This is a genomic window from Caulobacter flavus (assembly GCF_003722335.1).
GTDB lineage: Bacteria > Pseudomonadota > Alphaproteobacteria > Caulobacterales > Caulobacteraceae > Caulobacter > Caulobacter flavus.
The window spans coordinates 2,256,915-2,282,658 of record NZ_CP026100.1 but is presented as its reverse complement, the minus strand read 5'-3'; the positions used below and the strand labels follow the sequence as shown (position 1 = coordinate 2,282,658).

Here is a 25,744-nt window from a genome sequence, read left to right as displayed (position 1 = left end):
CCCTAAAGCCTGAGCACGAGACGATCGAAGGCCCTTCGCCATGATGCTGCAGATCCCAGACGTGCTGAGCCCGGACGAAGTCGCCCACTGCCGGGCGGTCATCGACGCCGCGCCGTGGGTCGACGGCAACGCCACCTCGGGCTTCCAGGCGGCCATGGCCAAGAACAACCAGCAGCTGCCGCAGGACGGCCCCGCCGCCCGCGAGGTGGGGGCGATCATCGTCCAGGCGCTGCAGGCCAATCCGCTGTTCGTGTCAGCCGCCCTGCCCCACACCATCCTGCCGCCGCTGTTCAACCGCTACGGCGAGGGCATGGGCTTCGGCGACCACGTCGACAACTCGATCCGTCGCAATCCCGCAACCGGCGCCCAGATCCGCACCGACCTGTCGGCCACCCTGTTCCTCAGCGACCCCGACGACTACGACGGCGGCGAGCTGGTGGTCGACGACACCTATGGCAGCCATCTGGTCAAGCTGCCGGCGGGCTCGCTGATCCTCTATCCGGCATCGAGCCTGCACCACGTGACCCCGGTCACGCGCGGGACCCGCACCGCCAGCTTCTTCTGGATCCAGAGCCTGGTGCGCGACGACGCCAAGCGCGCCCTGATGCTCGACATGGACGTCTCGATCCAGCGCCTGGCCGGCCAAGTCGGCCAGGCCGACCCGTCGGTGCTGGCGCTGACCGGCACTTACCACAACCTCCTGCGGATGTGGGCCGAGGTGTAAAGATCCTCCCCCTCTGGGGGAGGTTCCTTTGGCCGCTAGCCCGCCCGCTTCAGCAGCGCCTCGGGCATCGGCGCCGGGCAATGCTGTCGCAGGAAGTCGCCGTGGCTGGGCAGGGTGTCGACCAGCTCGCTGAGCATCGGCGCCGACTTGTCCAGCAGGCCCTTCACGACGCCCGCGGGCAGGGTGTCGACCAGCTGCTGGTAGCGCTTGGGCCGGATGCCCATGCCCTCCATCACCGACTGCCAGCTGGGCGCGCGGAACATGTCGTCGACGCCGTCGCGCAGCACGCCGCTCGACTTGAACAGCTCGATCCGCTCGCGCAGGCTCTCGGGCGGCGTCACCTGCTGGTAGGCGCGCCAGAACGGCGTGTCGTCGCGCTTGGTCGTGAAGTAGTGCAGCACGATGAAGTCGCGGATCTCCTCGTAGTCGATCTGCATGCGCCTGTTGTACTCGGCCGCCAGGGTCGCGTCGCAGTCCCGGTCGGGGAAGAACCGCAGCAGGTAGTCCACGCCGCGATAGATCAGGTGCAGGGCCGTCGACTCCAGGGGCTCGATGAAGCCGCCCGCCAGACCGATGGCCACGCAGTTCTTGTTGAACAGCTGCTTGCGCATGCCGGTCTTGAACGGCACCAGCCAGGGGTCGCGCACCGCCTCGCCCTCGACCTGGCTCATCAGCGTGGCCAGGGCCTCGTCGTCGCTGCAGTACTGGCTGCAGTAGACGTAGCCGTTACCGGCCCGGTGCTGCAGCGGGATGCGCCAGCGCCAGCCGAAATCCTGGGCCTGGGCCAGGGTGTAGGGATGCGGGTCCTGGATGTTGGCGGTCTGCACCGCGATGGCCCGGTCGTTGAGCAGCACGTCCGACCAATCGAGGAACTCGGTGCCCAGGGTCTTGCCGTTCAGCAGCGAGCGGAAGCCCGAGCAGTCGATGAAGAGGTCGCCCGAAGCCTCGCGGCCGTCCTGCAGGATCACCTTCTCGATGAAGCCGTCGGGGCGGGTGGCCACGTCCTTGACGATGCCCTCGGTGCGCTTGACGCCTCTGGCTTCCGCGAACTTGCGCAGGAACTTGGCCAGCAGGGCCGCGTCGATGTGCACGGCGTAGTTGGCGTTGGCCAGCATGGTGCGCGGGGCCATGGCCGGCGACATGAACTTCCAGCGGTCGGCCATTACCGAGGCGGGCGCGAAGTCCTGCAGGCTGGACGGGTGCCCCTCGGCCTTGCCGCGCAGCCAGACCTGGTAGAACTCGTGCACGTCCACCAGGCCGCCGATCAGGCCGAACGGATGGTAGTAGACCTCGCCTTTCTGGCGCCAGTTCTCGAACCGGATGGCCAGCTTGAAGGCGGCTTGCGTCTCCTGCATGAACTCCTTCTCGCTGATCCCCAGGCTGCGGATCAGCTGCAGGAACGGCGGGATGGTGCTTTCGCCCACGCCGATGATGCCGATCTGCTCGCTCTCGATCAGCTCGATCTCGCAGGGGCTGTCCTTGAGATAGTGGCTGAGCATCGCCGCGGTGATCCAGCCGGCCGAACCGCCGCCCACGATCACGATCTTCCGCAGATTGTTGGCCATCGGGCCTCTCCCGTACGCTTGTCTTTTATCGTTGTCGCTATTCGGCCGCCGCCGGCGCCTGACCGACATAGCGGTGCAGGAAGTCGCCGTGACCAGGCGCGTTCGCCACCACCCGAGCCACGCCCGCCCGCATCTGGTTCAGGCTGGCGGCCAGGGCCGCGCCGTCAACCCCGTCCAGCGCCGGATCCCAGCCCTCGGGCAGGATGTCGAAGCCGGCGAAGATCGCCAGCCAGCTGGGCGGCTGGAACATTTCCCAGCGATAGCGGGCGATGTGGCCGCGGGAGCGGAACAGCTCGACCTTTCGGGCCAGGGTCTCGGGAATCTCGGCGTCGCGCGTGGTGCGCCAGAAGGGCGTGTCGCCGCGCTGGGCGGCCTTGTAGTGCAGCACCACGAAGTCGCGCACCCGCTCCATCTCGCGCCGTGACCAGTCGTTGAACTCGTCGACGACGGCCGGATCGAAGCGACGGTCAGGGAACAGCGCCTTCAGCTTCTCGATGCCCGTCTCGATCAGGGCGATCGAGGTGCTTTCCAGCGGCTCCAGGAAGCCCGACGCCAGGCCCAGGGCCACGACGTTGCGGTTCCACACCTGCTTGCGGCGGCCCGGCGTGAAGCGGATCAGGCGCGGCTCGTGCAGCAGCCGGTCGGGCACGGCGGCGACCAGTTCGGCCTTGGCCGCCTCGTCGTCGATGTGGCGGCTGGAATAGACGTAACCGTTGCCGTAGCGGTGCTGCAGCGGGATGCGCCAGCGCCAGCCGGCGCTGTGGGCGGTGACGTCGGTATAGGGCGGCGGCTCGGCCCCCTCCGGGGGCTGGCTCTGCACGGCGAGCGCCCGGTCGCAGAACAGCCATTGCGACCAGTCCTCGTAGCCGGTCTGCAGCGCCTCTTCGATCAGTAGCCCCCGGAAACCCGAGCAGTCGACGAAGAGGTCGCCCTCGACCACCTGGCCGGTGTGCAGGGAAAGCGAGGCGACGAAGCCGTCCTCGGGACGCAGGTTGACCTTGACGACCTTGGCGTCGATGCGGCGCACGCCGTTGGCCTCGGCCACCCGGCGCATCAGCTGGGCAAACAGGGCCGCGTCGAAGTGCAGGGCCCAGTCGAACACCGACAGGCTGGACGGCGGATTGGCGGCCGGCACGGTGAACTTGCCCGCCGCCGCAAGGCTGGCGCCCAGCGAATACTCGCCCATCTCGCCGACGTCGGCGAAGGCGCGGGCCTTCAGCCAGTAGTGCTGGAAGGGAATCCCGCCCAGGTCCTGGCCATAGAGGCTGAAGGGATGGATGAAGGCCGAGCCGGGGGCCATCCAGTCCTTGAAGCGGATGCCCAGCTTGCAGGTGCCCTGCGTGGCCCGCAGCACCTCCAGGTCGTCGAGCCCTAGCGACTGATAGAAATTGCGGATGGTGGGGATGGTCGCCTCGCCCACCCCGATCGTGCCGATCTCGGAACTCTCGACCAGGGTGATGTCGATCGGCGCCTTGCCGAAGTGACGACGCAGCGATGCGGCGGCCATCCAGCCGGCGGTCCCGCCGCCGACGATGACGATGCTGCGGATGCGTCCGTTCCGAACGTCTTCGCTCATGGCCGGTCCTCCCCGAACCGGAAAATATCGACGCCTTTGGCGACGAAGGCCCGAACCGGAAAACTGGCGCCCTGCGGCGCCGATGGAAAGCACTTCCCCCAAACAAAAAGAGCCGCCGCGGCGACCCCGAAGGGCCGCCACGGCGGGCGCAGGGAGGAAGTCTAGATCACCACTTGGCGCGGACGCCGATCACGTAGCGGGGCTCGAACTCGTTCTGCGACGAGTACTGCTCCTTCCCCTTGGCGAACCGCAGGTAGTAGTCCTCGATCTCGCCGGTGACGTTGGAGCCGTTGAAGTAGACCGTGACGTTGTCGCGGACTTCGTAGCTGACGTTGACGTCGACGTAGCCGGTGGCGTCCTGCATGACCGGGATCGTCCGGCCGCCGCCGCCGCCCATGGTGCCGGCCAGGCGATCGGTGCGGTAGTTGTAGGCCACGCGGGCCTGCAGCTTGTCGTCCTGGTACCAGCCGATCAGGTTGAACTGGTGCTTGGAGTTGTCGAAGAACGGCAGCTTTTCGCCCGTCAGGTCGATCCGCTGCTCTTCGCTGGGCGAGTAGGTGTAGTTGGTGTCGACACCGAAGTTCTTCAGCACCGGCACGTCGGGGATCACGTCGCTGAAGGCGATCTTGGCGCCCACTTCGAGGCCCTTCACCTCGCCGCCCTCGCCTTGCAGCGGCAGGGTGACGTCGACCTCGCGGCGGATCACGCCGTCCTGGTCGGGGAAGCTGCCCTTGATGGTGCCGCCGGTGACGTAGCTGTCGATCTTCAGCACGAAGGCCGAGATGTTCACCATCGAAGCCTGGCCGAAGTAGTACTCGGCCGCGACGTCGAAGTTCTTCGAGCGCCAGGGATCCAGGTTCGGGTTGCCCGAGGCCTCGGCGCCGGTGACGCAGCGGACGTTGGGCAGGGACGCGCCGCAGTCGGCGGTGTTGATCTTCAGGCCGCCGCCATAGCTGCCCAGGTCGAGCGGCTGCATGGTCTTGGCGTACGAGAAGCGCAGCTTGATGTTGTCGGTGAGGTCGTAGCCCGCGTTGAGCGACGGCAGCCAGTCGGTGTACTTGCGGCGGGTGACCGTGTCGCCGTCGTCGGCGTTGGTGTCGCCGTAGTTCATCACGTCGCCGGTCAGGTTCTGCTTCACCAGCAGTTCCGTCTGGATGACGCGCAGGCCGAAGTCGCCCGACAGCTTGCCGATCTCGAAGGCGCCGGCGGCGTAGGCGCTCTGCTCCTTCAGGTCGACGTCGTAGGTCTGGCCCGGAACGGTGACGCGGACGGCGTCGCCGAACACCTTCTTCTGGAAGGCCAGCACGTCGTCGAAGTCACGCGGATCGACCGCCCAGAACCCGGGCATGCCCGAGGTCACGCCGCCCAGGTCGGTGACGAACAGGGTGTTGTTGTGGGTCGAGAGCTTGGTCGGGCGGTTGACGGTGTAGCCCTGGAACTCAGGCACCCCGGTCACCGGGTTGGGCACGAATTCGCCCGCCTGGCACTGGTTCTGGCTCATGACGACGTCGATGGCCTTCCATTGCGCCATGCAGCCGCCGGCCGGAACCGGGCTGCCGTTGGCCTGCACCGCGCCCGGCGTGCCGCCGTAGAAGCCCGAGAACAGGTGGAACTGCTCGACGCTGACCGAGCGGTCGCTCTGGCGAACGCCGGCGTCGACCTTGGTGACGAAGCCCAGCAACTTCTCTTCGAACTTGTAGTGACCGTCGGCCCGGAACACGTTCATGTCCGACTCGACCTCGTTGTTGCCTTCCGACGAGAAGGCCGCGATCGCGTAGCTGTCCTTGTTGGCCATGTAGTCGCGCAGGGTCTTGCCCGCGCCCAGGCCGCCCGAGATCGGCGTGTCGAAACCGCTCCAGACCGGGCTCTTGCCGCTGATGTCGTAGTGCAGCTGCGGGTTCTGGCCGTAGCCCAGCGGGTTGGGGTTCAGGTAGCAGCCGCCGGCCGAGCCGACCACGGCGTTGCTGCGCTGGCTGGCCGGATAGGTGTCGCAGATGGCCTTGGGATAGAACGGGCCGCGGGTGCGGTCGGCGGCATTGCGGAACAGGTTGAACCGCCCGTCGCCGTACTGCCAGTTGGAAAGGTCGCCCTGGGCCTGGCCGTTCATGGAGAGGCGCTCGCCGTCGGCGCGGATGGCCCGAGCCTCGAAGGAGAACGGACCGCCGTTGTCGTACTTCAGTTCGAGATTATAGTTCTTGCTCTCGGACTTGCTGACCCGGTTGACGGTGAACGAGTTGATCCACCAGGCATTGACGTCGTACTCGTCGACCGCCAGCCACGGACGGCCGTTGCCGCCGCCGGTCGAGGGCGCGCTGACGCCGGTCGCCCGGGTGTCGGTGGGCGTGGTCCAGGTGCCGAAGGCGCCGCCGTCCCAGCGGTTGGAGATGTTGATGCCGACGGCGCGGTTGTATTCGTCGAGCTTAGCGTAGAAGCCCTCGGCGATCAGGGTGAAGCCCTCGCCCAGGTCGGCCTCGAACGACACGTTCAGGCCCGTGCGCTTGCGCTCGACGACGCGGTTGAAGCTCTCGAAGCCATGCGGCGACAGGAAGTTGTTGGCGTTGGAGCCGCCCCAGTCGTTGTTGCCCGACAGGACGACGGCGCCCGAGAAGTTGTTGCTCAGGTTCGACTGGCTGCGCACGCCCGACACCAGGACGCCGACGCGTTCGTTGCGCCAGCTGGCCAGGATGTTGGCCAGATAGTCGTCTTCCTTGGTGCGTTCACCGCGCTGGGCTTCCAGGCCGCCGGCGATCTGGAAGCCTTCCTTCATCATGAAGGGACGGCGGGTGCGCAGGTCGATGGTGCCCGAGATGCCCGACAGCGCGTTGTTCGGATCGGTCGACTTGAAGACCAGCACCTGGTTCATCAGCTGCGAGGGCACGTCCAGCAGGTTGGGCTGGGCCGAGCCCATGTTGCCCGCGCTCAGGTACTGCTCGCCGTTCAGCAGGGTGATGACCTGGGACAGGCCGCGAATGTTGACGCTCTTGCCTTCGCCGGCGTCGCGCTGGATCTGGACGCCCGAGATGCGCTGAAGCGCGTCGGCGACGGTGACGTCGGGCAGCTTGCCGATGTCTTCCGACGAGATGGCGTCGACGATGGCCGTCTCGCGGCGCTTGACGTCGACCGACTTCAGCTGCGAGCCACGCACGCCGGTGACGACGATCTCGTCGACGGCGGTCTCTTCGGACTGGCCGGCGGTCTGCGCCAGGGCGGATGTGGTGATGACGGCCTGCGACGCGCCGGCCAGAAGGGCCAGGGTCAGGCCGCGAGTCCAGGCGGACTTCCTACGTTGTGTGGTCAAATCGATCGCTCCCCAATGTCTTGTTCTTGCGTTCGGGCCGCGACGTCTTTTGACGCCGCGGTGGGTCTCGAGCCGGGCCTCGACCTTCACGCCAACCTGCTTCGGCGGTCGTGGCCCGGTGATTGTCCTGTCGGCGACCCCCGGCGCCGGAACGGTGTTGCGATCCGGCCCTCAGACGCCGGTCACGGTGGCAACATTCCCAAATGTCCCATGCAAGTCAACAAGAATGTCAACGTTGTCATTTCTGGAAATCAGCGTGTTTGCAAGCGTTGCGGACGCGAGACGATCTGCCCGACGCCCCGCGTCGGAATCGAATTTATCATTGTTTTTAATGGATATTTTCTCGCACGCGCCCCACATCAGACCCGAAAGACAGCGCTGGCAATCGTTCAAACGGGAACCAACGCGTAGACATTCGCATGGGACGCATCGACGTCGTTTTTTACCGAAACGGGAATCGGAAGCGGTTCCACCCGACGCCGAATGACCCGATAGACACCCGAAATGACCACGACAATGTCCACGCTGAGGACATTTTTTGACCACGCCTTGTCCCATCGCATGACAAGTCGGTCGAGCTGCGGTATGGCTGCTGCTCGGGAGCCGTCGAGCCGCCCCTGCCGGGGGATGGGCTGGGCGGCCAAGTCGGGTGCGGGTCTTACGGAATGGCGACGATTCACGATGTGGCCAAGCGGGCGGGCGTCTCGGCCAAGACCGTCTCGCGCGTGATGAACGACCACGCCAGCGTCACCACCAAGACCCGCGACAAGGTCCGCGAGGCCATGGCCGCCCTCGGCTATCAGCCCAGCGCCGTGGCGCGTCACTTCCGCGCGCAGGGCGCCTCGGCCGTCGGCGTGCTGATGGGCGACCCCAGCGGCGGCTATCACACCCGCACCCATCACGCCCTGCTGCTGGCCTGCCTGGAGACCGGCCGCCACCTGACCGTGGAGCTGTTCGACGGCCCCGTGGTCGGCTGGCACGAGCGCATCCGCGCCTTCATCGAGGACGGCGGCATCCGCGAAGTGATCCTGCTGCCGCCCGAATGCGACTTCGGTCCGCTGAAGGCGCTGATGCGCGAGCTCGACGTGCGCTGCGTGCTGATCTCGCCGACCACGCCCGACCCGAACTTCCCGGCCATCGCCATGGACGACCGCGCCGCCGCCCGCGAGGTGGTCGAGCACCTGTTCAGCCTGGGCCACACCCGCATCGGCCACATCGCCGGCCATCCCGACCACGCCGCCAGCACTCATCGTCGCAACGGCTTCTTCGAGGCCTACGCCGCCGCCGGCCTGCCGCGTCCGGCGCCCGAACTGATCGTCGGGGGCGAGTTCACCTTCAAGACCGGCATGGACGCGGCCAAGCTGCTGCTCGACATCGACGAGCCGCCCACCGCCATCTTCGCCGCCAACGACGACATGGCCGCCGCCACCTGCATGGAGGCCCAGCGCCGCGGCCTGCGCATCCCCGACGACCTGTCGGTGGTGGGCTTCGACGACGCGCCGATCGCCGGCGTCATCTGGCCGACCCTGACCACCATCCGCCAGCCGTTCGAGCCGATGGCCCTGCGCGCCCTGCAGACCTTCGCGGCCTGGAACGGCAGCGACTCGGGCGTGCGCCCCAGCCCGTTCCTGGCCCAGCACACCCTGGTGGTGCGCGAATCCACCGGTCCGGCCCGCAAGCGGCCGCCGGGCAAGCCTGGCTGACGGAGCCCCCTCCGTCCGCAGAACCATCCGCCGGCTCGCCGGCCAAGATCATACGAGTGGGAGGTAGAATGAACTCGCGTCTCTGGCGGGCCAGCGCCCTGGCCCTGACGATCGCCGCCCTGGGCGCCCCGGCGCTGGCCCAAGGCCATGCCGGCCACGGCGCGCCCGCCGCCGCTCCGGCCGGCCAGCCCTGGCTCGATCCCAAGCTCGACGCCGACGCCCGCGCCGACCTGGTCGTGAAGGCCATGACCCAGGACGAGAAGCTGACTCTGGTCTACGGCTACTTCGGCGCCGACATGAAGCCCAAGTACACGCGCATCGAGGGCTCGCTGCCCGGCTCGGCCGGCTACGTGCCGGGCCTGCCGCGCCTGGGCATTCCCGCCCAGTTCGAGACCGACGCCGGCATCGGCGTGGCCACGCAGGGCAGCGCCGCGCAGTTCCGCGAGCGCACCGCCCTGCCCTCGGGCATGGCGACCACGGCCACCTGGAATCCCGCCCTGGCGCAGAAGGGCGGCGCGATGATCGGCAAGGAGGCCCGCGACTCGGGCTTCAACGTCATGCTGGCCGGCGGCGTGAACCTGGTCCGCGAGCCGCGCAACGGCCGCAACTTCGAATATGGCGGCGAGGATCCGCTGCTGGCCGGCGTGATGGTCGGGGCCCAGATCAAGGGCATTCAGTCCAACAACATCGTCTCGACGATCAAGCACTACGCCCTGAACGCCCAGGAGACCGGCCGCTTCGCCGTGGACAGCAAGATCGGCGACGCCGACGCCCGCACCTCCGACCTGCTGGCCTTCCAGATCGCCATGGAGGCGTCGGACCCGCACTCGGTGATGTGCGCCTACAACCGCGTCAACGGCCACTATGCCTGCGAGAACGACTGGCTGCTGAACAAGGTGCTCAAGCAGGACTGGGGCTACAAGGGCTACGTGATGTCCGACTGGGGCGCCGTGCACTCGGGCGCCAAGTCGGTAAACGCCGGCCTCGACCAGGAATCGGCCGGCGACGCCTTCGACAAGCAGCCCTTCCTGGCGAGCGTACTGAAGGCCGACCTGGCCAGCGGCGCGGTCAGCCAGGCGCGCCTGGACGACATGGCCCGTCGCATCGTCCGCTCGCTGTTCGCCAGCGGCGCGGTCGACCATCCGGTGAAGATCGCGCCCATCGACCTGGTCGCCAACGGCAAGGTCAGCCAGGCCGACGCCGAGGAAGGCATGGTCCTGCTGAAGAACGACAGGGACGTGCTGCCCCTGGCGCTGAAGGCCCAAAAGATCGCCGTGATCGGCGCCTATGCCGACGTCGGCGTGCTGTCGGGCGGCGGCTCGTCGCAGGTCTATCCCGCCGGCGGTCGCGCTGTGCAGGGCCTGGAGCCCAAGACCTGGCCAGGCCCGGTGATCTACTATCCGTCCTCGCCGCTGAAGGCGCTGCAGGCCCGCGCGCCCCAGGCGAAGTTCACCTACAACGATGGTAAGGACGCCGCCGCCGTCGCCAGGCTGGCCGCGGAAAGCGACCTCGTCATCGTCTTCGCCGACCAGTGGACCACCGAGTCCGAGGACGTTGCGTCCCTGGCCCTGCCCAAGAACCAGGACGCTGCGATCGCGGCCGCCGCCAAGGCAAACAAGAACACGATCGTCGTGCTCGAGACCGGCGGCCCGGTGACCATGCCGTGGCTGAAGGACGTTCGCGCCGTGCTGCAGGCCTGGTTCCCCGGCACCAGCGGCGGCGAGGCCATCGCCCGCGTGCTGACCGGCGAGGTCGACGCCTCGGGGCGCCTGCCGGTCACCTTCCCGGCCAGCGAGGCCCAATTGCCCCGCCCGACGCTCGACGGCGACCCGAAGAAGCCCGACGAACTGTTCGCCGTCGACTATTCGATCGAGGGCGCGGCGGTCGGCTACAAGTGGTTCGACAAGAAGGGCCTTACGCCGCTGTTCCCGTTCGGCCACGGCCTGTCCTACACCAGCTTCGCCTATTCTGACCTGAAGACCTCGAACGAGGGCGGCCGGCTGACGGTGGCCTTCAAGGTCACCAACACCGGCAAGCGCGCCGGCAAGGACGTGCCGCAGGTCTATGTCTCGCCCAAGGCCGGCGGCTGGGAGGCCCCGCGGCGCCTGGCCGGCTTCCAGAAGGTCGACCTCGCCCCCGGCGCCAGCAAGACCGTGACCCTGACGGTCGACCCGCGCCTGCTGGCCACCTGGGACGAAGGCGCCCACGGCTGGAAGGTCGCGGCCGGCGACTACGAGGTGCAGCTGGGGTCGTCCTCGGCGGCGATCACCGCGCGGGCGAGCGCGAGCGTGGCGGCGCAGAGCGTGCCGGTGGGGCTGCTGAAGTAGGCGGAAGGGCGCTAGCCGAACCCTCCCCCCGAAGGGGGAGGTGGCCCGGAGGGCCGGTGGGGGAAGCGGCTGCTGAGGCGCCGCTGAAACTTCCCCCTCAGTCGCTTCGCGACAGCTCCCCTTCAGGGGGAGCATCTTGGGATAGCGCCGGAGGGGGGCGGACGCACGGGCGTCCGCCCCCTTTCCGTTCAAGCCATGAGCGATCGGCGCGGCTAGATCAGGGCTCGTCACCCGACGCTTTCCACGCCAGCCCCGCCCGCTCTAGTCTCCCCTCATGCGCGCCCCGTTTCTCGTCATGGCCTTCAGCCTCGCGACCGCCGCCTCGGCCGAGGCCGGCGAGACCGCCTGCTGGTTCGAGAACGGCGCGATCGTCGCCCCGGCCGCGATCGGCGACATGACCGGCGACTTCGTCGTCGACCTGTCGGCGCCGCGCACCCTTCTGCACGACACCAAGGCCCAGGCCGGCGGCTTCGAGGCGACCGACCTTTCCCTGCCCGTCCGCGTCGCCGGCGAGGCCCTGCCCGCCCTGCCCGTGGCCGTGACCGACCTCGACTATCGCGGCGTCGGCTTCGTGGCCCCCATTGCCGGCGTCATCGGCGCCGACGTGCTGGCCCGCTACACGGTGGTCATCGACTTCGCCCCCTGCCGCCTGCGGCTGGACCCCGCCGACGGCCTTGCGAGGCCCGCGGGACGCCCCCTGCCCGTCGAGATGGTCGGCGGGGTGCCGACGGTGCGCGCGGCCGCCTCCGACGGCTTCTCGAGCGTCCAGGGCCCCTTCGCGCTAGACACCGCTTCGGGAGGCGCGCTGCGCGCTCGCGGACCGGCCGACGGACCGCGCCAGGCGCCGGCCGGCACGGTGGCGGCGCTGGCCTTCGACGGCCGCCTCTATCCCCGCGCCCGCGCGGTGAAGGCCGGCGACCTGCCTCCCGGCGTCGTCGGCGCCCTCGGCGTCGAGGTGCTGGCCCGGGGCCGCCTTCGGCTGGACCCCGCCGCCCACGCCCTCTGGCTGACGCCATGAAGCGATCGGCGTCCTAGATCACATCATCCCCGTACGGAGTTTTCCCATGGCCTCGCGCGTTCACGCCGTCACCGTCGACCCGCGCCACACGATCCAGCTTGACGTAGGCGGCCACAAGCTGGTCGGCGACGAGCCCCCGGCCCTCGGCGGCCAGGACGCCGGCCCGCCGCCGTTCGGCTTCGTTCTGGCGGGCCTCGCCGCCTGCACGGCCACGACCCTGCGCATGTACGCCGACCGCAAGGGCTGGGGCGAGGTGACCATCACCGTCGACCTGGTGCTCGACAACACCGGCGACAAGCCCAGGATCGACCGCAATGTCACCGCCACGGGCGCCCTCGACGACGCCGCCATCGCCCGCCTGCGCGACGTGGTCGAGCGCACGCCGGTGACCCTGGCCCTGAAGAGCGGCTTCGGGATCGATACGGTGCTGGACCGGGGGTGACCCCCTCCGGCCCTCCGGGCCACCTCCCCCAGAGGGGGAGGATTTAGAAGCGCCGGCGCTCTTGTAGATGCTCCCCCCCTGGGGGAGCTGTCGCGGAGCGACTGAGGGGGGCCTTCCCCCCCTAGAACAAAAGGGCCCGGCGTCGCCGCCGGGCCCTTCTTCATTCGGTGTCCGAACGCGCCGCTCAGTGCGACTCGTTCTTCCAGACCTTGCGGTAGCTCGCATAGAGCAGGCCGGCGAAGAGGATCAGGTAGATCATCACCGCGAAGCCCGTCTGCTTGCGCTCTTCCATCTTGGGCTCGGCGGCCCAGGTCAGGAAGGCCGCCACGTCGCGGGCCTGCTGGTCGACGGTGGCCTTGGTGCCGTCGTCGAAGGTCACGCCGCCTTCGGTCAGCGGCGGGGCCATGGCGATGAAGCCGCCCGGCGGGACGTGGGCGTGGTCACCGCTCCAGTAGGCCGCCAGGTCGCCGGCCATGTAGGGGTTGTAGTGCTGGCCCGGACCGACCTTCAGGCCGGCCGGCGGGTTCTTGTAGCCCGTGACGATGGCGTGGATGTAGTCCGCGCCGCCGTGGCGGGCCTTGGCCAGCAGCGACATGTCCGGCGGGAAGGCGCCGCCGTTGCTGGCGCGGGCGGCGGCCTCGTTCGGGAACGGCGAGGGGAAGCGGTCGGCGCTGGTGGCCGGACGCTTGATGGCGTCGCCGGTCTCGGAGTCGATGTCGGCGACCTCGAACTCCTTGGCGATCGCCTTGACCCACGGGTTGTCGTTCGAGTTCGGGTACTTCTCGTTGTAGAACGGGCCGCCCTTGTCGCCGAGGTTCCGGAAGCTGACCAGCTTCATGGAGTGGCACGACGAGCAGACCTCGCGATAGACCTTGTAGCCGCGTTGCAGCTGGGCCTGGTCGAACTTGCCGAACGGGCCGTTGAACGACCAGTGGATCTTTTCCGGTTCCAGCGGGTGACCGGCGGCCAGGGCCGGGGCGGCGGCGAACGACGCCATCAGACCCGCGACCGCTGCGATGACGGAGAGTTTGCGCAGCATCGGGATCAGCCCTTCATTTCAGGCGCGGCGGTCGCTTCGGCCGGCGCGGCGGCCGGGTGCGACAGGACGGGCGAGGCGATGGAGTCCGGAACCGGCAGGGTCTTCTCGACCAGGCCCAGCCACGGCAGGATCACCAGGAAGAACGCGAAGTAGTAGAGCGCGGCGAAGCGGCTCAGCCACACGAAGCTGTTCAGGTCGGCGTCGCCGAGCGGGATGGTCTTGAAGTGGCCCAGCACCGGATCGTCGGGCAGCTTGGCGCCGCACAGGCCCAGGATGCAGCACGCCACCACGAAGATGATGAAGTGCAGCTTGGCGGTCGGACGGTAGCGCATCGAGCGCACCTTCGAGGTGTCCAGCCACGGCAGGGCGAACAGGCAGGCGATGGCGCCGAACATGGCCAGCACGCCCAGCAGCTTGTCCGGCACGGCGCGCAGGATCGCGTAGAACGGCAGGAAGTACCATTCGGGCACGATGTGCGCCGGCGTCACCAGCGGGTTGGCCTCGATGTAGTTGTCCGAGTGGCCCAGGGCGTTCGGCAGATAGAAGACGAAGGTCGCGAAGAGGATCAGGAAGACGCTCATCGCAAAGCCGTCCTTCACCGTCGCGTACGGGGTGAAGGGCAGGGTGTCGGCCTTCGACTTGGGCTCGACGCCGGTCGGGTTGTTCTGGCCGACCACGTGCAGGGCCCAGATGTGCAGGATCACGACGCCCGCGATCATGAACGGCAGCAGGTAGTGCAGCGAGAAGAAGCGGTTCAGCGTGGCGTTGTCGACGGCGAAGCCGCCCCACAGCCAGGTGGTGATCGACGGGCCGACCAGCGGCAGGGCGCCGAACAGGTTGGTGATCACGACGGCGCCGTGGAAGCTCATCTGGCCCCAGGGCAGCACGTAGCCCATGAAGGCCGTGGCCATCATCAGCAGGTAGATCACGCAGCCCAGGATCCACAGCACCTCGCGGGGCGCCTTGTACGAGCCGTAGTAGAGGCCGCGCAGCATGTGGACGTAGACGGCGATGAAGAACATCGACGCGCCGTTGGCGTGCATGTAGCGGATCAGCCAGCCGTAGTTCACGTCGCGCATGATGTGCTCGACGCTGGCGAAGGCGTGGTCGGCGCTGGGGGTGTAGTGCATCACCAGGATGATGCCGGTGATCAGCTGGCTGGCCAGGCACAGCGACAGGATGCCGCCGAAGGTCCACCAGTAGTTCAGGTTACGCGGGGTGGGGTAGTCGACGAAGCTGTCGTAGCCCAGGCGCACGATCGGGAGACGGGCGTCGAGCCAGCGCTCGATGCCGGTCTTCGGCTGATAGGTCGAATGTCCGCTCATCTGGCTTACCCGATCTTGACCTTGGTGTCGGACAGGAACTCGTACTCCGGAACCGCGAGGTTCAGCGGCGCCGGACCCTTACGGATGCGGCCCGACGTGTCGTAGTGCGAGCCGTGGCACGGGCAGAACCAGCCGCCGTAGTCGCCGCCGCCGAAGGTGGGCACGCAGCCCAGGTGAGTGCACGAGCCGATCAGCACCAGCCATTGGGCCTTGCCCGGCTTCACGCGGTCGGCGTCCTTCTGGGGATCCTTCATCGAGGCGCTGTCGTCGGCGACCGCGCGCTGGACCTCGGCCGGGGTGCGGTTGCGCACGAAGAGCGGCTTACCCCGCCACTTCAGCGTCACCTGCTGGCCGTCGGCGACCTTGGTCAGGTCGAACTCGGTCGAGGCCATGGCCAGCGTATCGGCAGAAGGATTCATCTGGTCGATGAACGGCCAGGCGATAGCCGCTGCGCCGCCGGCTGCGGCGGTGATCGCGGCGATATGAATGAAATCGCGTCGGCTGGGATCGGACCCAGACTCGGTCTTTGCGCCCACGGCGGTGTCGGCCACCTTGTTCCACCCTTCGAAATCCGTCCGACCGCGAACGGCCAGACCAGGAAATGCGCCATTCGGCGCGATATCTTTACCTCGACCCGCGAGCGGATCTTCGCCACAAGGGGCACGCTCCCTATCGGATGGGCGAACAGAGTTCGCAAGCCCTATTCGATGTGCAGCAATGCCCCTACTAGCCCCATGGTTGGTTTCGTTAGAATGCGTCTCGCGCTTTTTCAACCCGGCATTCCCCAGAACGTGGGCGCGGCCATTCGGCTTTCCGCTTGCCTGGATGTCGGGCTGGACGTCATCGAGCCCTGCAGTTTTCCATTGGACGACAAGAGCTTGAAGCGCGCGGCCCTCGACTACGGCCCGTTGGCGCACCTCACACGCCACGATTCGTGGGAAACCTTCCTGCAGGCGCCGGAACGCGCCCACGGGCGCCTGGTGCTGTTCACCACCCGCGGCGAACGGAGCTTCCACGACTTCGCCTTTCAGCCCGGCGACACCCTGCTGTTCGGCAACGAGAGTCGCGGCGCCCCCGAGGAGGTCCATGCCGCCGTCGACGCCCGGGTGGTCATTCCGCTGCGGTCGCAGGCCCGCTCGCTGAACGTCTCGGTAACCGCCGGCATGGCCCTGGCCGAAGCCCTGCGCCAGACGGACGGCTTTCCGTCGCTGGCCGCCCTGCGGACGTAAAAAAGGCGGCTCCGTCTCCGGAGCCGCCCAAGTTGAACCATCGGCGCTGGGCCGCCTGCCGCGGGCGAGGTGTGGAGTCTCCGCCCGCGCTCGGCGTCCCTCGCGGCCAAGCCCTGGGGCTTAGGCCAGCACCATGATCACGACCCGGCGGTTCTGCGCCCGGCCTTCCTTGGTCTCGTTCGGGGCCACGGGATCTTCCGCGCCGTACGAGATCGTCGCCATGCGGTTCAGGGCCACGCCCTGGCGCGACAGGAACTTGCGCACAGCGTCGGCGCGGCGCTGGCCGAGCTTTTCGTTGTAGCCTTCCTCGCCGGTGGCGTCGGTGTAGCCCTGGATTTCCAGATAGACGTTCTTGTTCTCTTCCTTGAGCTTCGACGCGAAGTCGGCGAGGCGCTGCTCGGCCTCGGGCGACAGGGCGTCCTGGTCGGTCGGGAACTTCACGGAGTCGTCCGAGAGCACCATCGAGTACATGAACTTGCCTTCGGCCAGCTTGCCGGCCGCCGTCGCGCGCTCCAGGGCTTCGCGCGACGTCTTGTCCAGTTCAGCGATCTGGGTGTCGTGACCGTCGACGCGGGTAGCGACCCCGCCGACCTGGGTGTTGACGTACTTCTTGGTCGCGCAGCCGCTGACCGCCAGGCCCCCAGCCACCAGCGCCACCACGGTCGCCATCTTCAAGCTGCCTTTGACATGGCCGATCATTGTTCGCTTTTCTCCTCATTGATCCAAGAAAGCTTGACCTTGGATCTACGCACTCCATCCGGGTCGCTCAGCTTTCGCATTACGAAACCGTCAGGTGACAGAGGCGAAAAATGGGCGTGTTCTTGTCTTGATTGGCGCCGCTTGAACTCTGTGCTCTTCAACACTCTATTGACCGCGCGCGATCGCTCGAACAGCGATTTGGTTCCGTAAATTATTTTCAGTTCTAAGAGGATTTTTTGAGCGCGATCGGCAGGCTCGGGAGCCCTCGACTCGGGGCTCTGGACGGGCGCCGAGGGAATCGGGCGACCACGCCGGCGGCCTGGACGCACGCCCGGCTCACCCTCCAGATGTAGGGAGCTTTCGCGCCACCGCAAACGAAAAACGCGCCCCGGGCGACCGGAGCGCGCTTCTCGGCGGATTGCGATCGCGCCTACTGCAAGGTGGCCCTGCCGAAGGACAGGCCGCCGTCGTCGGCTCCGACGGCGATGACGCCGCCGTCCTCCAGTTCGCCCGCCAGCAGCCTGCGGGCGATCGGGTCGACCAGCTCCTTCTGGATCACGCGCTTGAGGGGGCGCGCGCCATAGACCGGGTCGTAGCCCTTGTCGGCCAGCCACTGCAGGGCCCCGGCGTCCAGCGCCAGGGTCATGCGGCGATCGGCCAGCAGCTTCTCCACCCGGCCCAGCTGGATGCGGACGATGTCGCTCATGTTCGAGCGGTCCAGCCGCTTGAACAGGATGATCTCGTCGATCCGGTTGAGGAACTCCGGACGGAAGTGGCCGCGCACCGTGGTCATCACCAGCGGACGCACCTCTTCCACGTCGGCCCCGTCCTCCTGGTTGGCCAGGAACTCGGCGCCGAGGTTGGAGGTCATGATGATGATGGTGTTGCGGAAGTCGACCGTCCGCCCCTGCCCGTCGGTCAGACGGCCGTCATCCAGCACCTGCAGCAGCACGTTGAAGACGTCCGGGTGGGCCTTCTCGATCTCGTCGAACAGGACCACCTGGTACGGACGGCGACGGACGGCTTCCGTCAGCGCCCCGCCCTCGTCGTAGCCGACATAGCCGGGAGGCGCCCCGATCAGGCGGCTGACCGAGTGCTTCTCCATGTACTCCGACATGTCCATGCGGGTGATCGCATGCTCGTCGGCGAACATGAACTCGGCCAGGGCCTTGGTCAGCTCGGTCTTGCCTACGCCCGTTGGGCCCAGGAACAGGAACGAACCGATCGGGCGCGTGGGATCGTGCAGGCCGGCGCGGGCGCGGCGGACGGCGTCGGACACGGCCTCGAGGGCCTCGTCCTGGCCGACCACGCGCGAGCGCAGGGCGACCTCCATCTGCAGCAGCTTCTCGCGCTCGCCCTCCAGCATCTTCTCGACCGGCACCCCGGTCCAGCGGCTGACGACGGCGGCGATCTGCTCGGCGTCGACGACTTCCGGCGTCAGGGCCTTGTCGCCGTTCTCGCCCGCCTCGGCGTCGGCCAGGCGCTTTTCGAGCGCCGGGATCTCGCCGTACTGGATCTGGCCGGCGCGGGCGAAGTCGCCGGCGCGCTGGGCGTTGGCCAGATCGGCGCGCAGGCGGTCCAGCGCCTCGCGGGCCTGGGCGGCGCCGCCCACCTTGTCCTTCTCGGCCTTCCAGCGGGCGGTCATCTCGTCCGACCGGAACTGCAGGTCGTCGATCTCGACCTCCAGGTTCTCCAGGCGCTGCCGGGAGGCGGCGTCGGTTTCCTTCGAAAGTGCCTCGCGCTCGATCTTAAGCTGCACCAGGCGGCGGTCGATCTCGTCGAGTTCCTCGGGCTTCGAATCGATGGCCATGCGCACGCGGCTGGCCGCCTCGTCCACCAGGTCGATGGCCTTGTCGGGCAGGAAGCGGTCGGCGATGTAGCGGTTGGACAGCGTCGCGGCGGCCACGATGGCGGAGTCCGAGATCCGCACGCCGTGGTGCACCTCGTACTTCTCCTTCAGGCCGCGCAGGATCGAGACTGTGTCCTCCACCGTCGGCTCCTGTACGAACACCGGCTGGAACCGCCTGGCCAAGGCGGCGTCCTTCTCGACGTGCTTGCGGTACTCGTCCAGCGTCGTGGCGCCCACGCAGTGCAGTTCGCCGCGCGCCAGGGCCGGCTTGAGCAGGTTGCTGGCGTCCATGGCCCCGTCGCTCTTGCCGGCGCCGACCAGCGTGTGCATCTCGTCGATGAACAGAATGATCGAGCCCTCGGCCGCGGTCACCTCGGCCAGGACGGCCTTCAGCCGCTCCTCGAACTCGCCGCGATACTTCGCGCCGGCGATCAGGCTGCCCATGTCGAGCGACAGCAGCTTCTTGTCCTTCAGGCTCTCGGGCACGTCGCCGTTGACGATGCGCTGGGCCAGGCCCTCGACGATGGCGGTCTTGCCCACGCCCGGCTCGCCGATCAGGACGGGATTGTTCTTGGTGCGGCGCGACAGGACCTGGATCGTGCGGCGGATCTCTTCGTCGCGACCGATCACCGGGTCGATCTTGCCATCCCGCGCGGCGGCCGTCAGGTCGCGGGCGTAGCGCTTGAGCGCGTCGTAGCCTTCCTCGGCGTTGGCGCTGTCGGCGGTGCGGCCCTTGCGCAGGGCGGCGGCGGCGGTCTCCAGGCTCTGGGCCGAGACGCCGGCGTCCTTCAGCGCCTTGGCGCTTTCGGCGCCGTCCTTGGCGATGGCCGCCAGCAGGCGCTCGGTGGTGACGAAGGCGTCGCCGGCCTTCTTGGCGCCGTCCTCGGCCGAGGCGAACACGCGCGCCGTGTCGGGCTTCATGTAGAGCTGGCCGCCGGCGCCGTCGACGCGCGGGTTCTTGGCCAGGATCGCGTCCACGGCCGCGTCGGCCGCGTCGGGGCGGCCGCCGGCGTTGGCGATGATGGTGCGCGAGAGCCCGTCCTTTTCTTCCAGCAGCACCTTCAAGAGGTGCTCGGGCCCGAGTTGCTGGTGACCGCGGGCCAGGGCCAGGCTCTGCGCGGACTGCACGGCCTGCTTGGCGCGGTCGGAATAGATGTCGATCTTCAAGTTGGCGTCCCCTTCACTAGGCGGATCAGATCGGGTCGCCTCCTATGAGCACGGCCCGACCTGTCAGGGGATGTAGTGTGACCTTACAGCCACACAAGGCTCACCAGCCCTGGCTCGCCAGATAGTTTTCCAGCGCCTGGATGCGGGTGGCGTCCGAGGGGTGGGTCGAGGCGAACTCGGGCCGGCCCGAACCGCCCTGGGCCTGCATCTTGCGCCACAGGGTCACGGCCTCGCGGGGGCGATAGCCGGCGCGCTGCATGATGTCGACGCCGATGCGGTCGGCTTCCAGTTCGTGCTTGCGCGAGAACGGCAGCAGGAAGCCCATCTGCGCCCCCGCCCCGCCCAGGGAAGCCACGGCCCGGCCGCCGTCGCTGCCCCCGCCCCCGGCCGCCGCCTGAGCGATGGCCAGGACCAGCTGGGTGCTCATCTGCTGCGAATAGCGCTCGGCGGCGTGGCGGCCCAGCACGTGGGCGGCCTCGTGGCCCAGCACGGCGGCCAGCTGGTCGTCGTTGTCGACGAGGCGCACCAGGCCCGAATTAACGCCGATATGGCCGCCGGGCAGCACGAAGGCATTGGGGGTGTCGTTGTCGAACACCACGTAGTCCCACGGCCGGTTGGCCAGGCCCGCCGCCTCGATGATCCGCTGGCCCACCGTGGTCACCCTGGCGTTCATCCGCGCGTCCTTCGAGACCTTGCTGGTTCGCAGCGTCTGCTCCCAGGCCGCCTCGCCCGAGCGGGCCAGGCTGGCCTCGTCGACCATGGCGAACTGGTCGCGACCGAGCTCGGCGTTGTAGGCGCAGCCCGAAAGCATCAGGCCGGCGATCAGGACCAGCGACGGACGAAGGCGCATGGGCGGCTCGCGTTATTGTTGTCGACGGCCCGACTTAAGGCGGGCGGACACAGGCTGGCAACAAGATCCTCCCCCTGTAAGGGAGGTGGCGCAGAGCGCCGGAGGGGGGCCGTTTTCAGCTTTCGGCGCGCGTGAAGGTCATCAGCCCCTCCCCTCACCGTCCGCTTCGCGGACACCTCTCCCACAGGGAGAGGGTCTTTTCGATCACCGCTTCAGCTCGAGGATGTCCAGCTTCGACTCCTGCCTGGGCCACGGCATGACCAGGCGATAGCGGCCCGCGCCAACGCGCTCGAAGACGCCCGCCTGGTCGCGCTCGGGATCGCGGCGGTAGGTCGCCCGACCCTCGCGATCGCCCCAGGCCACCGCGCCCAGGAACACCAGCCGACGGTCGCTGTCGGGATAGAGATTGCCGGCTTGGCGTTGCGAGCCCGTGGTCTTTTCCAGCACCAGGTCGCCGCCGGGCGTCAGTTCCACACGGCAGCGGAACCAGCCATAGGCCACGTAGGGCAAGCCCCGGCCGCCCGGGCTGCCCAGCTTGATCGTGCGGCAGCGGTAGTTGCCCGGCGTCGGCTGCGGGCGCGGCAGGGCCGCGCGCGGCTCGACCAGCGCGCCCAGAGCCCGCAGGTCTCGGGCGTGGCCGCCGCGCCGGGCTTCGGACAGCGCCCCTTCCCAGGCCGAGTTCAGGCGGCCGATCCGCTCGACGTCCTCGCGCGTGGCGTCCCGCCGCCAGTCGCCGGAGGCGGCCAGGACGGGCGTCGCGACGATGAACGACAGGGCAAGAGCGGCGGCGGCGCGCATGAAGGGCTCCTTGAGGAACGTCGAAGGAGCCCAGGTAACTCGCCAGGAGCCGGAGGGTTCGCCTCAGCGCGCGGCGGCGATGGTGCGCGCCAGCTGCCGGGGATCGACCGGCTTGCTGAGGATGGGGGCGTCACGCAGGTCGGGCCGGACGCCCTGGTCGCCATAGCCGGTCACGAAGGCGAAGGGCACGCCGCGCTCGCGCAGCACGTCGGCGGCCGCGAACGAGGTGCCGCCGTCGAGATTGACGTCCAGCAGCGCGAAGTCGACCAGCTCTCGCCGGGCCGCCTCGACCGCCGTCTCGGCCGACACGGCCGGACCGGTGACGTCGCAGCCCAGGTCGGTCAGCAGGTCCTCGACCAGCATGGCGACCATGATCTCGTCCTCGACGATCAGCACGCGCATCACGCCGCTCCCCGGGCTGGCGCCGGCTGGGCGGCCGGGCGACGGCGGATGCGGGCGACGATGGTGCAGACCACGCCGTCCGGCGGGTAGTCGAGCGCGGCCTCGCCGTCGAGCTCCAGCGCCAGCCCACGGGTGATCAGGCGACTGCCGAAGCCCTGCCGCTCGGGCGGCGAGACCGGCGGCCCGCCGGTCTCCTGCCAGCGCAGGCGCAGCCGCTCCTCGTCGCCCTCGCCTTCCCGGCTCCAGCCTACCCGAACCTGGCCGGACGGCTGCGAAAGGGCTCCGTACTTGGCGGCGTCGGTGGTCAGCTCGTGCAGGGCCAGCGACAGAGACAGCGCGGTCTTGGGCGACAGCCGCACCGGCGGCCCGGCTACCTCGAAGCGAGAGGCGTCGCCGTAGGACTCCACGAGGCCAGCCATGATGTCGTGCATGTCCGCGCCGTCCCAGGCCTCGCGCGTGAGGATGTCGTGGGTGCGGGACAGGGCCAGCAGACGCGTGGTCAGCGACTCGCGGGCGTCGCCCAGGTCGGCGGCGTTGCGCAGGGTCTGGCCGGCCACCGACTGCACCGTGGCCAGGGTGTTCTTGACCCGGTGATTGAGCTCGTTGACCAGCAACCGCTGCAGTTCCTCGGCGCGCTTGCGCTCGGTCACGTCGCGCATGACGCCGGTGAAGAAGCGCCGGTCGCCCGACCGCCACTCGGCGATGGAGAGTTCCAGGGGAAAGGTCGTGCCGTCCTGGCGGCGGCCGAACACTTCGCGGCCGATGCCGATGATCCGGCGCTTGCCGGTGCGGCGATAGGTGTCGAGATAGCCGTCGTGGGCCGCGTGATGCGGCTCGGGCATCAGGGCGTTGACGTTGGCGCCGATCATGTCGGAGGCCGCATAGCCGAACAGGCGCTCGGCGGCGGGATTGAAGGCTTCGATGCGGCCGTGCTCGTCGATGACGACGATGGCGTCCACCGCCGTGTCGACGATGGCCCGATAGCGGGCTTCTTCGCCCGCGCCGCCGGACTGTGTTCCACGCCCGCCCATGGCTGGCTCCCCTGTGGTCCAGAGGAGCCTAGCCTATGGGTTGATCCGACGCCAAGTCCCCCAGAGCGCGCAAGCGCGCTCCAGGTCCAAGCAGATCAGAGCCTGCGCAAGCAGGCTCTGGCGGCGGATGGTCTCAGGCCTCTTCCGACTCAGGAGCTGGCGAGTCGCCGCCTTCGAAGCTGCGCGGGGCGCGGCGGCGGCGGGGCTTCTTGACCTCTTCGCCTGCGGCCTCGGGGGCCGGGGCGGCGGGAGCTTCGGCCGCAGGAGCGGCTTCGGCCTTGGGCTCGGCGGCCTTGGGCTCGGACTTGCGGCCGAGGAACGCCGGAGCGTGGCTGACGGCGCCGTCCTGGCCGCGCAGCACCGGCGAGCTTTCGGCCGCCTGCGCCTCGCCGCCCAGCGGGGCGGCTTCCGGCTCGATCACGGCCAGCGGATCGCGCTCGCCACGATCACGATCGCGGTTGCGGTCACGATCCCGGTCGCGGCGCGAGCGGCGGCCTTCGCGGGCCTCGCCCTGGAACTCGCCGCCTTCGGCCGCGGGACGATCCTCGCGCGGCTGGCGCTCTTCACGCGGACGGTCGTCGCGAGGACGATCGTCACGGGGCCGATCATCACGGGGCCGATCGTCACGGGGACGGTCGTCGCGGTTGCGGTCGCGATCGTCGCGGTCGCGCCAGCGGTCGCGGCGGCCCTCGCCCTGGTTGTTGTCGCGGTCCCGATCGCGGTTGCGGTCACGGTCGCGGTTCTCGAAGCGGTCGCGGTTGCGGTCGCGGCGTTGCTCGCCCTGGCCTTCGCCGCCCTCGCCGCCTTCAGCGCCCTCGGCGGGCGCCTCGGCGGCCGGCGGGGCCTCGGGGGCCTCTTCCGGCTCGGCCTCGAAGTCGATCTCGTAGGCCGAGTAGGCGTCCTTGCCGATGATGTCGCTGACCGGACGATTCGGCTGGATGGCGCGCAGGACGCGGAAATAGTGCTCGGCGTGCTGCAGGTAGTTCTCGGCCAGCACCCGGTCGCCGGACGACGAGGCGTCGCGGGCCAGCTGCTGGTACTTCTCGTAGACGCTCTGGGCCGCGCCGCGGACCTTCACGCCGTCGGGACCGTTCGAATCGAAGGCCCGGTTGGCGTTGTGCTGCTGCGGCTTGCCACCACCGCCCCCGCGGTTGTTGCGGCCACGCTGGCGCTTCATGCCCTTGAAATCTCTCATCTTCTTCTAAACCTGTCCGGTCGGGACGCTTAGCCCGATCGGTATTCGGCCTCTTGAGCTTGGGTGGGCCCGTCTCGGGCGCGCCTTGGATGTTCTTGAGACCTGGGTTTCCGTAGAGTCTTCGTCCGGATCGGGCGCGGCTTTCGGCCTCGTCGGCCGTTCGCGCCTGCCGGTTGCGTCTGGCGGCCGTCGAAACGACCGCCCTTCCCGTCACCCGGCGATTTGGAAGGAGACCCTTTTCGTCTACCGCCTCACGCCGGCGTTTCCAAGGGGTTTTTGAAGCCCGTGACAACACGGTCGTGGGTGGACAGGTCCTTGACCGTCCGCACGTTTTGGGCCCCGGCCTCGTTGAACAGGGCCTCGACGGCCGCCGACTGGTCGAAACCGATCTCGACGCAGAACAGGCCGCCGGGCTTCAGCACGCGCAGGATCTCCGGCGCCAGGGCGCGATAGGCGTCCAGCCCGTCCGGGCCGCCGTCCAGGGCCAGGCGCGGCTCGTGGTCGCGCACTTCCGGCTGCAGGGTCTCGATGTCGGCGGTGGGGATGTAGGGCGGGTTGGAGACTACCACGTCGAACGAGGCGTCGCCCATGCCCGTCGTCCAGTCGCCGCGCATCAGCGCCAGGCGGCCGTCCAGGTCCAGGTTGGCGGCGTTCTCGCGCGCCACGGCCAGCGCTTCCTCGGAGATGTCGACGCCCAGGCCCTTGGCGGCCGGACGCTCGGCCAGGATCGCCAGCAGCATAGTCCCCGAGCCGACGCCCAGGTCCAGCATGTTGAAGGCCATGGTCTCGGGGAAGGCCTTCAGCACCTCGTCGACGATGACCTCGGTCTCCGGGCGCGGGGTCAGCACGTCCTTGGTCACCGACAGCAGGATCTTCCAGAAGCCCTTGCGGCCGATGATGTGGCTGACCGGCTCGCGGCGGGCGCGGCGCTCGAGGTACTCGTCCAGCGTGGCGACCTGTTCGGCGGTCAGCTCGCGATAGGGGTCGGTGATGATGTCGGTGCGGCTGACGCCGGCGGCGACTTCGAGCATCAGGCGCGCGTCGATGGCGGGCTGATCGATGCCGGCTTCCTTCAGGCGCTCCTTGGCGCCGTTCCAGGCTTTGACGAGGGTGAGGGTCATGGCGGCTCCAATAGCGTGTCGCGGCGTCGAGCGCGAGATTGCAGATGGATACCAATAATTGGTACGCTATGGCTTGTAGGAGCCTGCTATGAGCAAGAACACCTCGGTCAGCCTCGGTCCTCACTTCCAGGAGTTCATCGAAGCCCAGGTGGCGCAAGGCCGCTACGGCTCGGCCAGCGACGTCATCCGCGCCGGCCTGCGGATGCTGGAAGAGCACGAGACCAAGCTCGACGCCCTGCGCAACGCCCTCGCCGAAGGCGAGGCGAGCGGGTTCATGGACGAGCCGTTCGACTTCGAAGAATTCATCGCCGAGATGCACGACGGCGTCGACAAGCCCACCCCTTAACTCCCGTCATTCCCGCCACAAGGGTGGGAATGACGGGAGC

Annotated in this window: 21 protein-coding genes; 7 read left to right on the top strand and 14 right to left on the bottom strand. The window is 68.6% G+C overall.

Annotated features, from left to right (window positions below; genetic code table 11):
* Nucleotides 1-40 precede the first annotated feature (40 nt).
* Nucleotides 41-724 (top strand): Fe2+-dependent dioxygenase, encoded by a 684-nt coding sequence (locus C1707_RS10600; protein ID WP_101715080.1) that lies wholly within the window; start codon nucleotides 41-43, stop codon nucleotides 722-724.
* 35 nt (nucleotides 725-759) lie between these two features.
* Here the strand turns inward: C1707_RS10600 and C1707_RS10595 are convergent, their stop codons facing one another.
* The 3 genes from C1707_RS10595 to C1707_RS10585 all read right to left on the bottom strand — a co-directional run bounded on the left by C1707_RS10595 (nucleotide 760) and on the right by C1707_RS10585 (nucleotide 7,163).
* On the bottom strand, nucleotides 760-2,289 hold the full coding sequence (locus C1707_RS10595) for a tryptophan halogenase family protein (RefSeq protein WP_101715079.1): 1,530 nt from the start codon (nucleotides 2,287-2,289) through the stop codon (nucleotides 760-762).
* A gap of 37 nt (nucleotides 2,290-2,326) precedes the next feature.
* Nucleotides 2,327-3,865 (bottom strand): tryptophan halogenase family protein, encoded by a 1,539-nt coding sequence (locus C1707_RS10590; RefSeq protein WP_101715078.1) that lies wholly within the window; start codon nucleotides 3,863-3,865, stop codon nucleotides 2,327-2,329.
* A 166-nt stretch (nucleotides 3,866-4,031) separates the two neighbouring features.
* A complete protein-coding gene (locus C1707_RS10585; protein ID WP_101715077.1) occupies nucleotides 4,032-7,163 on the bottom strand; it encodes a TonB-dependent receptor in 3,132 nt (1,043 codons plus the stop codon).
* A gap of 665 nt (nucleotides 7,164-7,828) precedes the next feature.
* Between C1707_RS10585 and C1707_RS10580 the strand changes: the two genes are divergently transcribed.
* The 4 genes from C1707_RS10580 to C1707_RS10565 all read left to right on the top strand — a co-directional run bounded on the left by C1707_RS10580 (nucleotide 7,829) and on the right by C1707_RS10565 (nucleotide 12,653).
* Nucleotides 7,829-8,866 (top strand): LacI family DNA-binding transcriptional regulator, encoded by a 1,038-nt coding sequence (locus tag C1707_RS10580; RefSeq protein ID WP_101715076.1) that lies wholly within the window; start codon nucleotides 7,829-7,831, stop codon nucleotides 8,864-8,866.
* Nucleotides 8,867-8,934: 68 nt separating this feature from the next.
* Nucleotides 8,935-11,193, top strand: a complete 2,259-nt coding sequence (locus C1707_RS10575) for a beta-glucosidase family protein (protein WP_101715075.1) — start codon at nucleotides 8,935-8,937, stop codon at nucleotides 11,191-11,193.
* Nucleotides 11,194-11,467: 274 nt separating this feature from the next.
* On the top strand, nucleotides 11,468-12,211 hold the full coding sequence (locus C1707_RS10570; protein ID WP_101715074.1) for a hypothetical protein: 744 nt from the start codon (nucleotides 11,468-11,470) through the stop codon (nucleotides 12,209-12,211).
* Between the two features lie 46 nt (nucleotides 12,212-12,257).
* The gene (locus C1707_RS10565; RefSeq protein WP_101715073.1) at nucleotides 12,258-12,653 is read left to right on the top strand and encodes an OsmC family protein; all 396 of its coding nucleotides are present in this window, start codon (nucleotides 12,258-12,260) and stop codon (nucleotides 12,651-12,653) included.
* Between the two features lie 184 nt (nucleotides 12,654-12,837).
* On the opposite strand, the gene C1707_RS10560 is transcribed toward C1707_RS10565, so the two are convergent.
* Genes C1707_RS10560 through petA form a run of 3 tightly spaced genes read right to left on the bottom strand, consistent with a single transcriptional unit; the run spans nucleotide 12,838 to nucleotide 15,568 of the window.
* The gene (locus C1707_RS10560) at nucleotides 12,838-13,692 is read right to left on the bottom strand and encodes a cytochrome c1 (protein WP_101715072.1); all 855 of its coding nucleotides are present in this window, start codon (nucleotides 13,690-13,692) and stop codon (nucleotides 12,838-12,840) included.
* A gap of 5 nt (nucleotides 13,693-13,697) precedes the next feature.
* The gene (locus C1707_RS10555; RefSeq protein WP_101715071.1) at nucleotides 13,698-15,017 is read right to left on the bottom strand and encodes a cytochrome b; all 1,320 of its coding nucleotides are present in this window, start codon (nucleotides 15,015-15,017) and stop codon (nucleotides 13,698-13,700) included.
* A gap of 5 nt (nucleotides 15,018-15,022) precedes the next feature.
* Nucleotides 15,023-15,568 carry a ubiquinol-cytochrome c reductase iron-sulfur subunit gene (petA, locus tag C1707_RS10550; protein WP_101715070.1) on the bottom strand — a complete coding sequence of 182 codons (546 nt, stop codon included), beginning with the start codon at nucleotides 15,566-15,568 and terminating at the stop codon, nucleotides 15,023-15,025.
* A gap of 201 nt (nucleotides 15,569-15,769) precedes the next feature.
* Here petA and C1707_RS10545 point away from each other — a divergent pair, with 201 nt between their 5' ends.
* On the top strand, nucleotides 15,770-16,246 hold the full coding sequence (locus C1707_RS10545) for a tRNA (cytidine(34)-2'-O)-methyltransferase (RefSeq protein WP_101715069.1): 477 nt from the start codon (nucleotides 15,770-15,772) through the stop codon (nucleotides 16,244-16,246).
* Nucleotides 16,247-16,366: 120 nt separating this feature from the next.
* Here C1707_RS10545 and C1707_RS10540 read toward each other — a convergent pair whose 3' ends face one another.
* The 8 genes from C1707_RS10540 to prmC all read right to left on the bottom strand — a co-directional run bounded on the left by C1707_RS10540 (nucleotide 16,367) and on the right by prmC (nucleotide 25,358).
* Complete coding sequence (locus tag C1707_RS10540) at nucleotides 16,367-16,945, bottom strand: OmpA family protein (protein WP_240633908.1); 579 nt, start codon at nucleotides 16,943-16,945, stop codon at nucleotides 16,367-16,369.
* Nucleotides 16,946-17,375: 430 nt separating this feature from the next.
* Nucleotides 17,376-19,961, bottom strand: a complete 2,586-nt coding sequence (clpB, locus tag C1707_RS10535) for an ATP-dependent chaperone ClpB (RefSeq protein ID WP_101715068.1) — start codon at nucleotides 19,959-19,961, stop codon at nucleotides 17,376-17,378.
* Between the two features lie 100 nt (nucleotides 19,962-20,061).
* Nucleotides 20,062-20,811, bottom strand: a complete 750-nt coding sequence (locus C1707_RS10530; RefSeq protein WP_101715067.1) for a M48 family metallopeptidase — start codon at nucleotides 20,809-20,811, stop codon at nucleotides 20,062-20,064.
* A 204-nt stretch (nucleotides 20,812-21,015) separates the two neighbouring features.
* On the bottom strand, nucleotides 21,016-21,609 hold the full coding sequence (locus C1707_RS10525; RefSeq protein WP_101715066.1) for a DUF4893 domain-containing protein: 594 nt from the start codon (nucleotides 21,607-21,609) through the stop codon (nucleotides 21,016-21,018).
* A 63-nt stretch (nucleotides 21,610-21,672) separates the two neighbouring features.
* On the bottom strand, nucleotides 21,673-22,011 hold the full coding sequence (locus C1707_RS10520) for a response regulator (protein ID WP_101715065.1): 339 nt from the start codon (nucleotides 22,009-22,011) through the stop codon (nucleotides 21,673-21,675).
* Nucleotides 22,011-23,042 carry a sensor histidine kinase gene (locus C1707_RS10515; protein ID WP_101715064.1) on the bottom strand — a complete coding sequence of 344 codons (1,032 nt, stop codon included), beginning with the start codon at nucleotides 23,040-23,042 and terminating at the stop codon, nucleotides 22,011-22,013. The genes C1707_RS10520 and C1707_RS10515 overlap by 1 nt, the downstream gene beginning before the upstream one ends.
* A 133-nt stretch (nucleotides 23,043-23,175) precedes the next feature.
* The gene (locus C1707_RS10510) at nucleotides 23,176-24,237 is read right to left on the bottom strand and encodes a DUF4167 domain-containing protein (RefSeq protein ID WP_101715063.1); all 1,062 of its coding nucleotides are present in this window, start codon (nucleotides 24,235-24,237) and stop codon (nucleotides 23,176-23,178) included.
* A 251-nt stretch (nucleotides 24,238-24,488) separates the two neighbouring features.
* Nucleotides 24,489-25,358 carry a peptide chain release factor N(5)-glutamine methyltransferase gene (gene prmC, locus C1707_RS10505; protein WP_101715062.1) on the bottom strand — a complete coding sequence of 290 codons (870 nt, stop codon included), beginning with the start codon at nucleotides 25,356-25,358 and terminating at the stop codon, nucleotides 24,489-24,491.
* 88 nt (nucleotides 25,359-25,446) lie between these two features.
* Here prmC and C1707_RS10500 point away from each other — a divergent pair, with 88 nt between their 5' ends.
* Nucleotides 25,447-25,704 (top strand): type II toxin-antitoxin system ParD family antitoxin, encoded by a 258-nt coding sequence (locus C1707_RS10500; RefSeq protein WP_101715061.1) that lies wholly within the window; start codon nucleotides 25,447-25,449, stop codon nucleotides 25,702-25,704.
* Nucleotides 25,705-25,744: the final 40 nt, after the last annotated feature.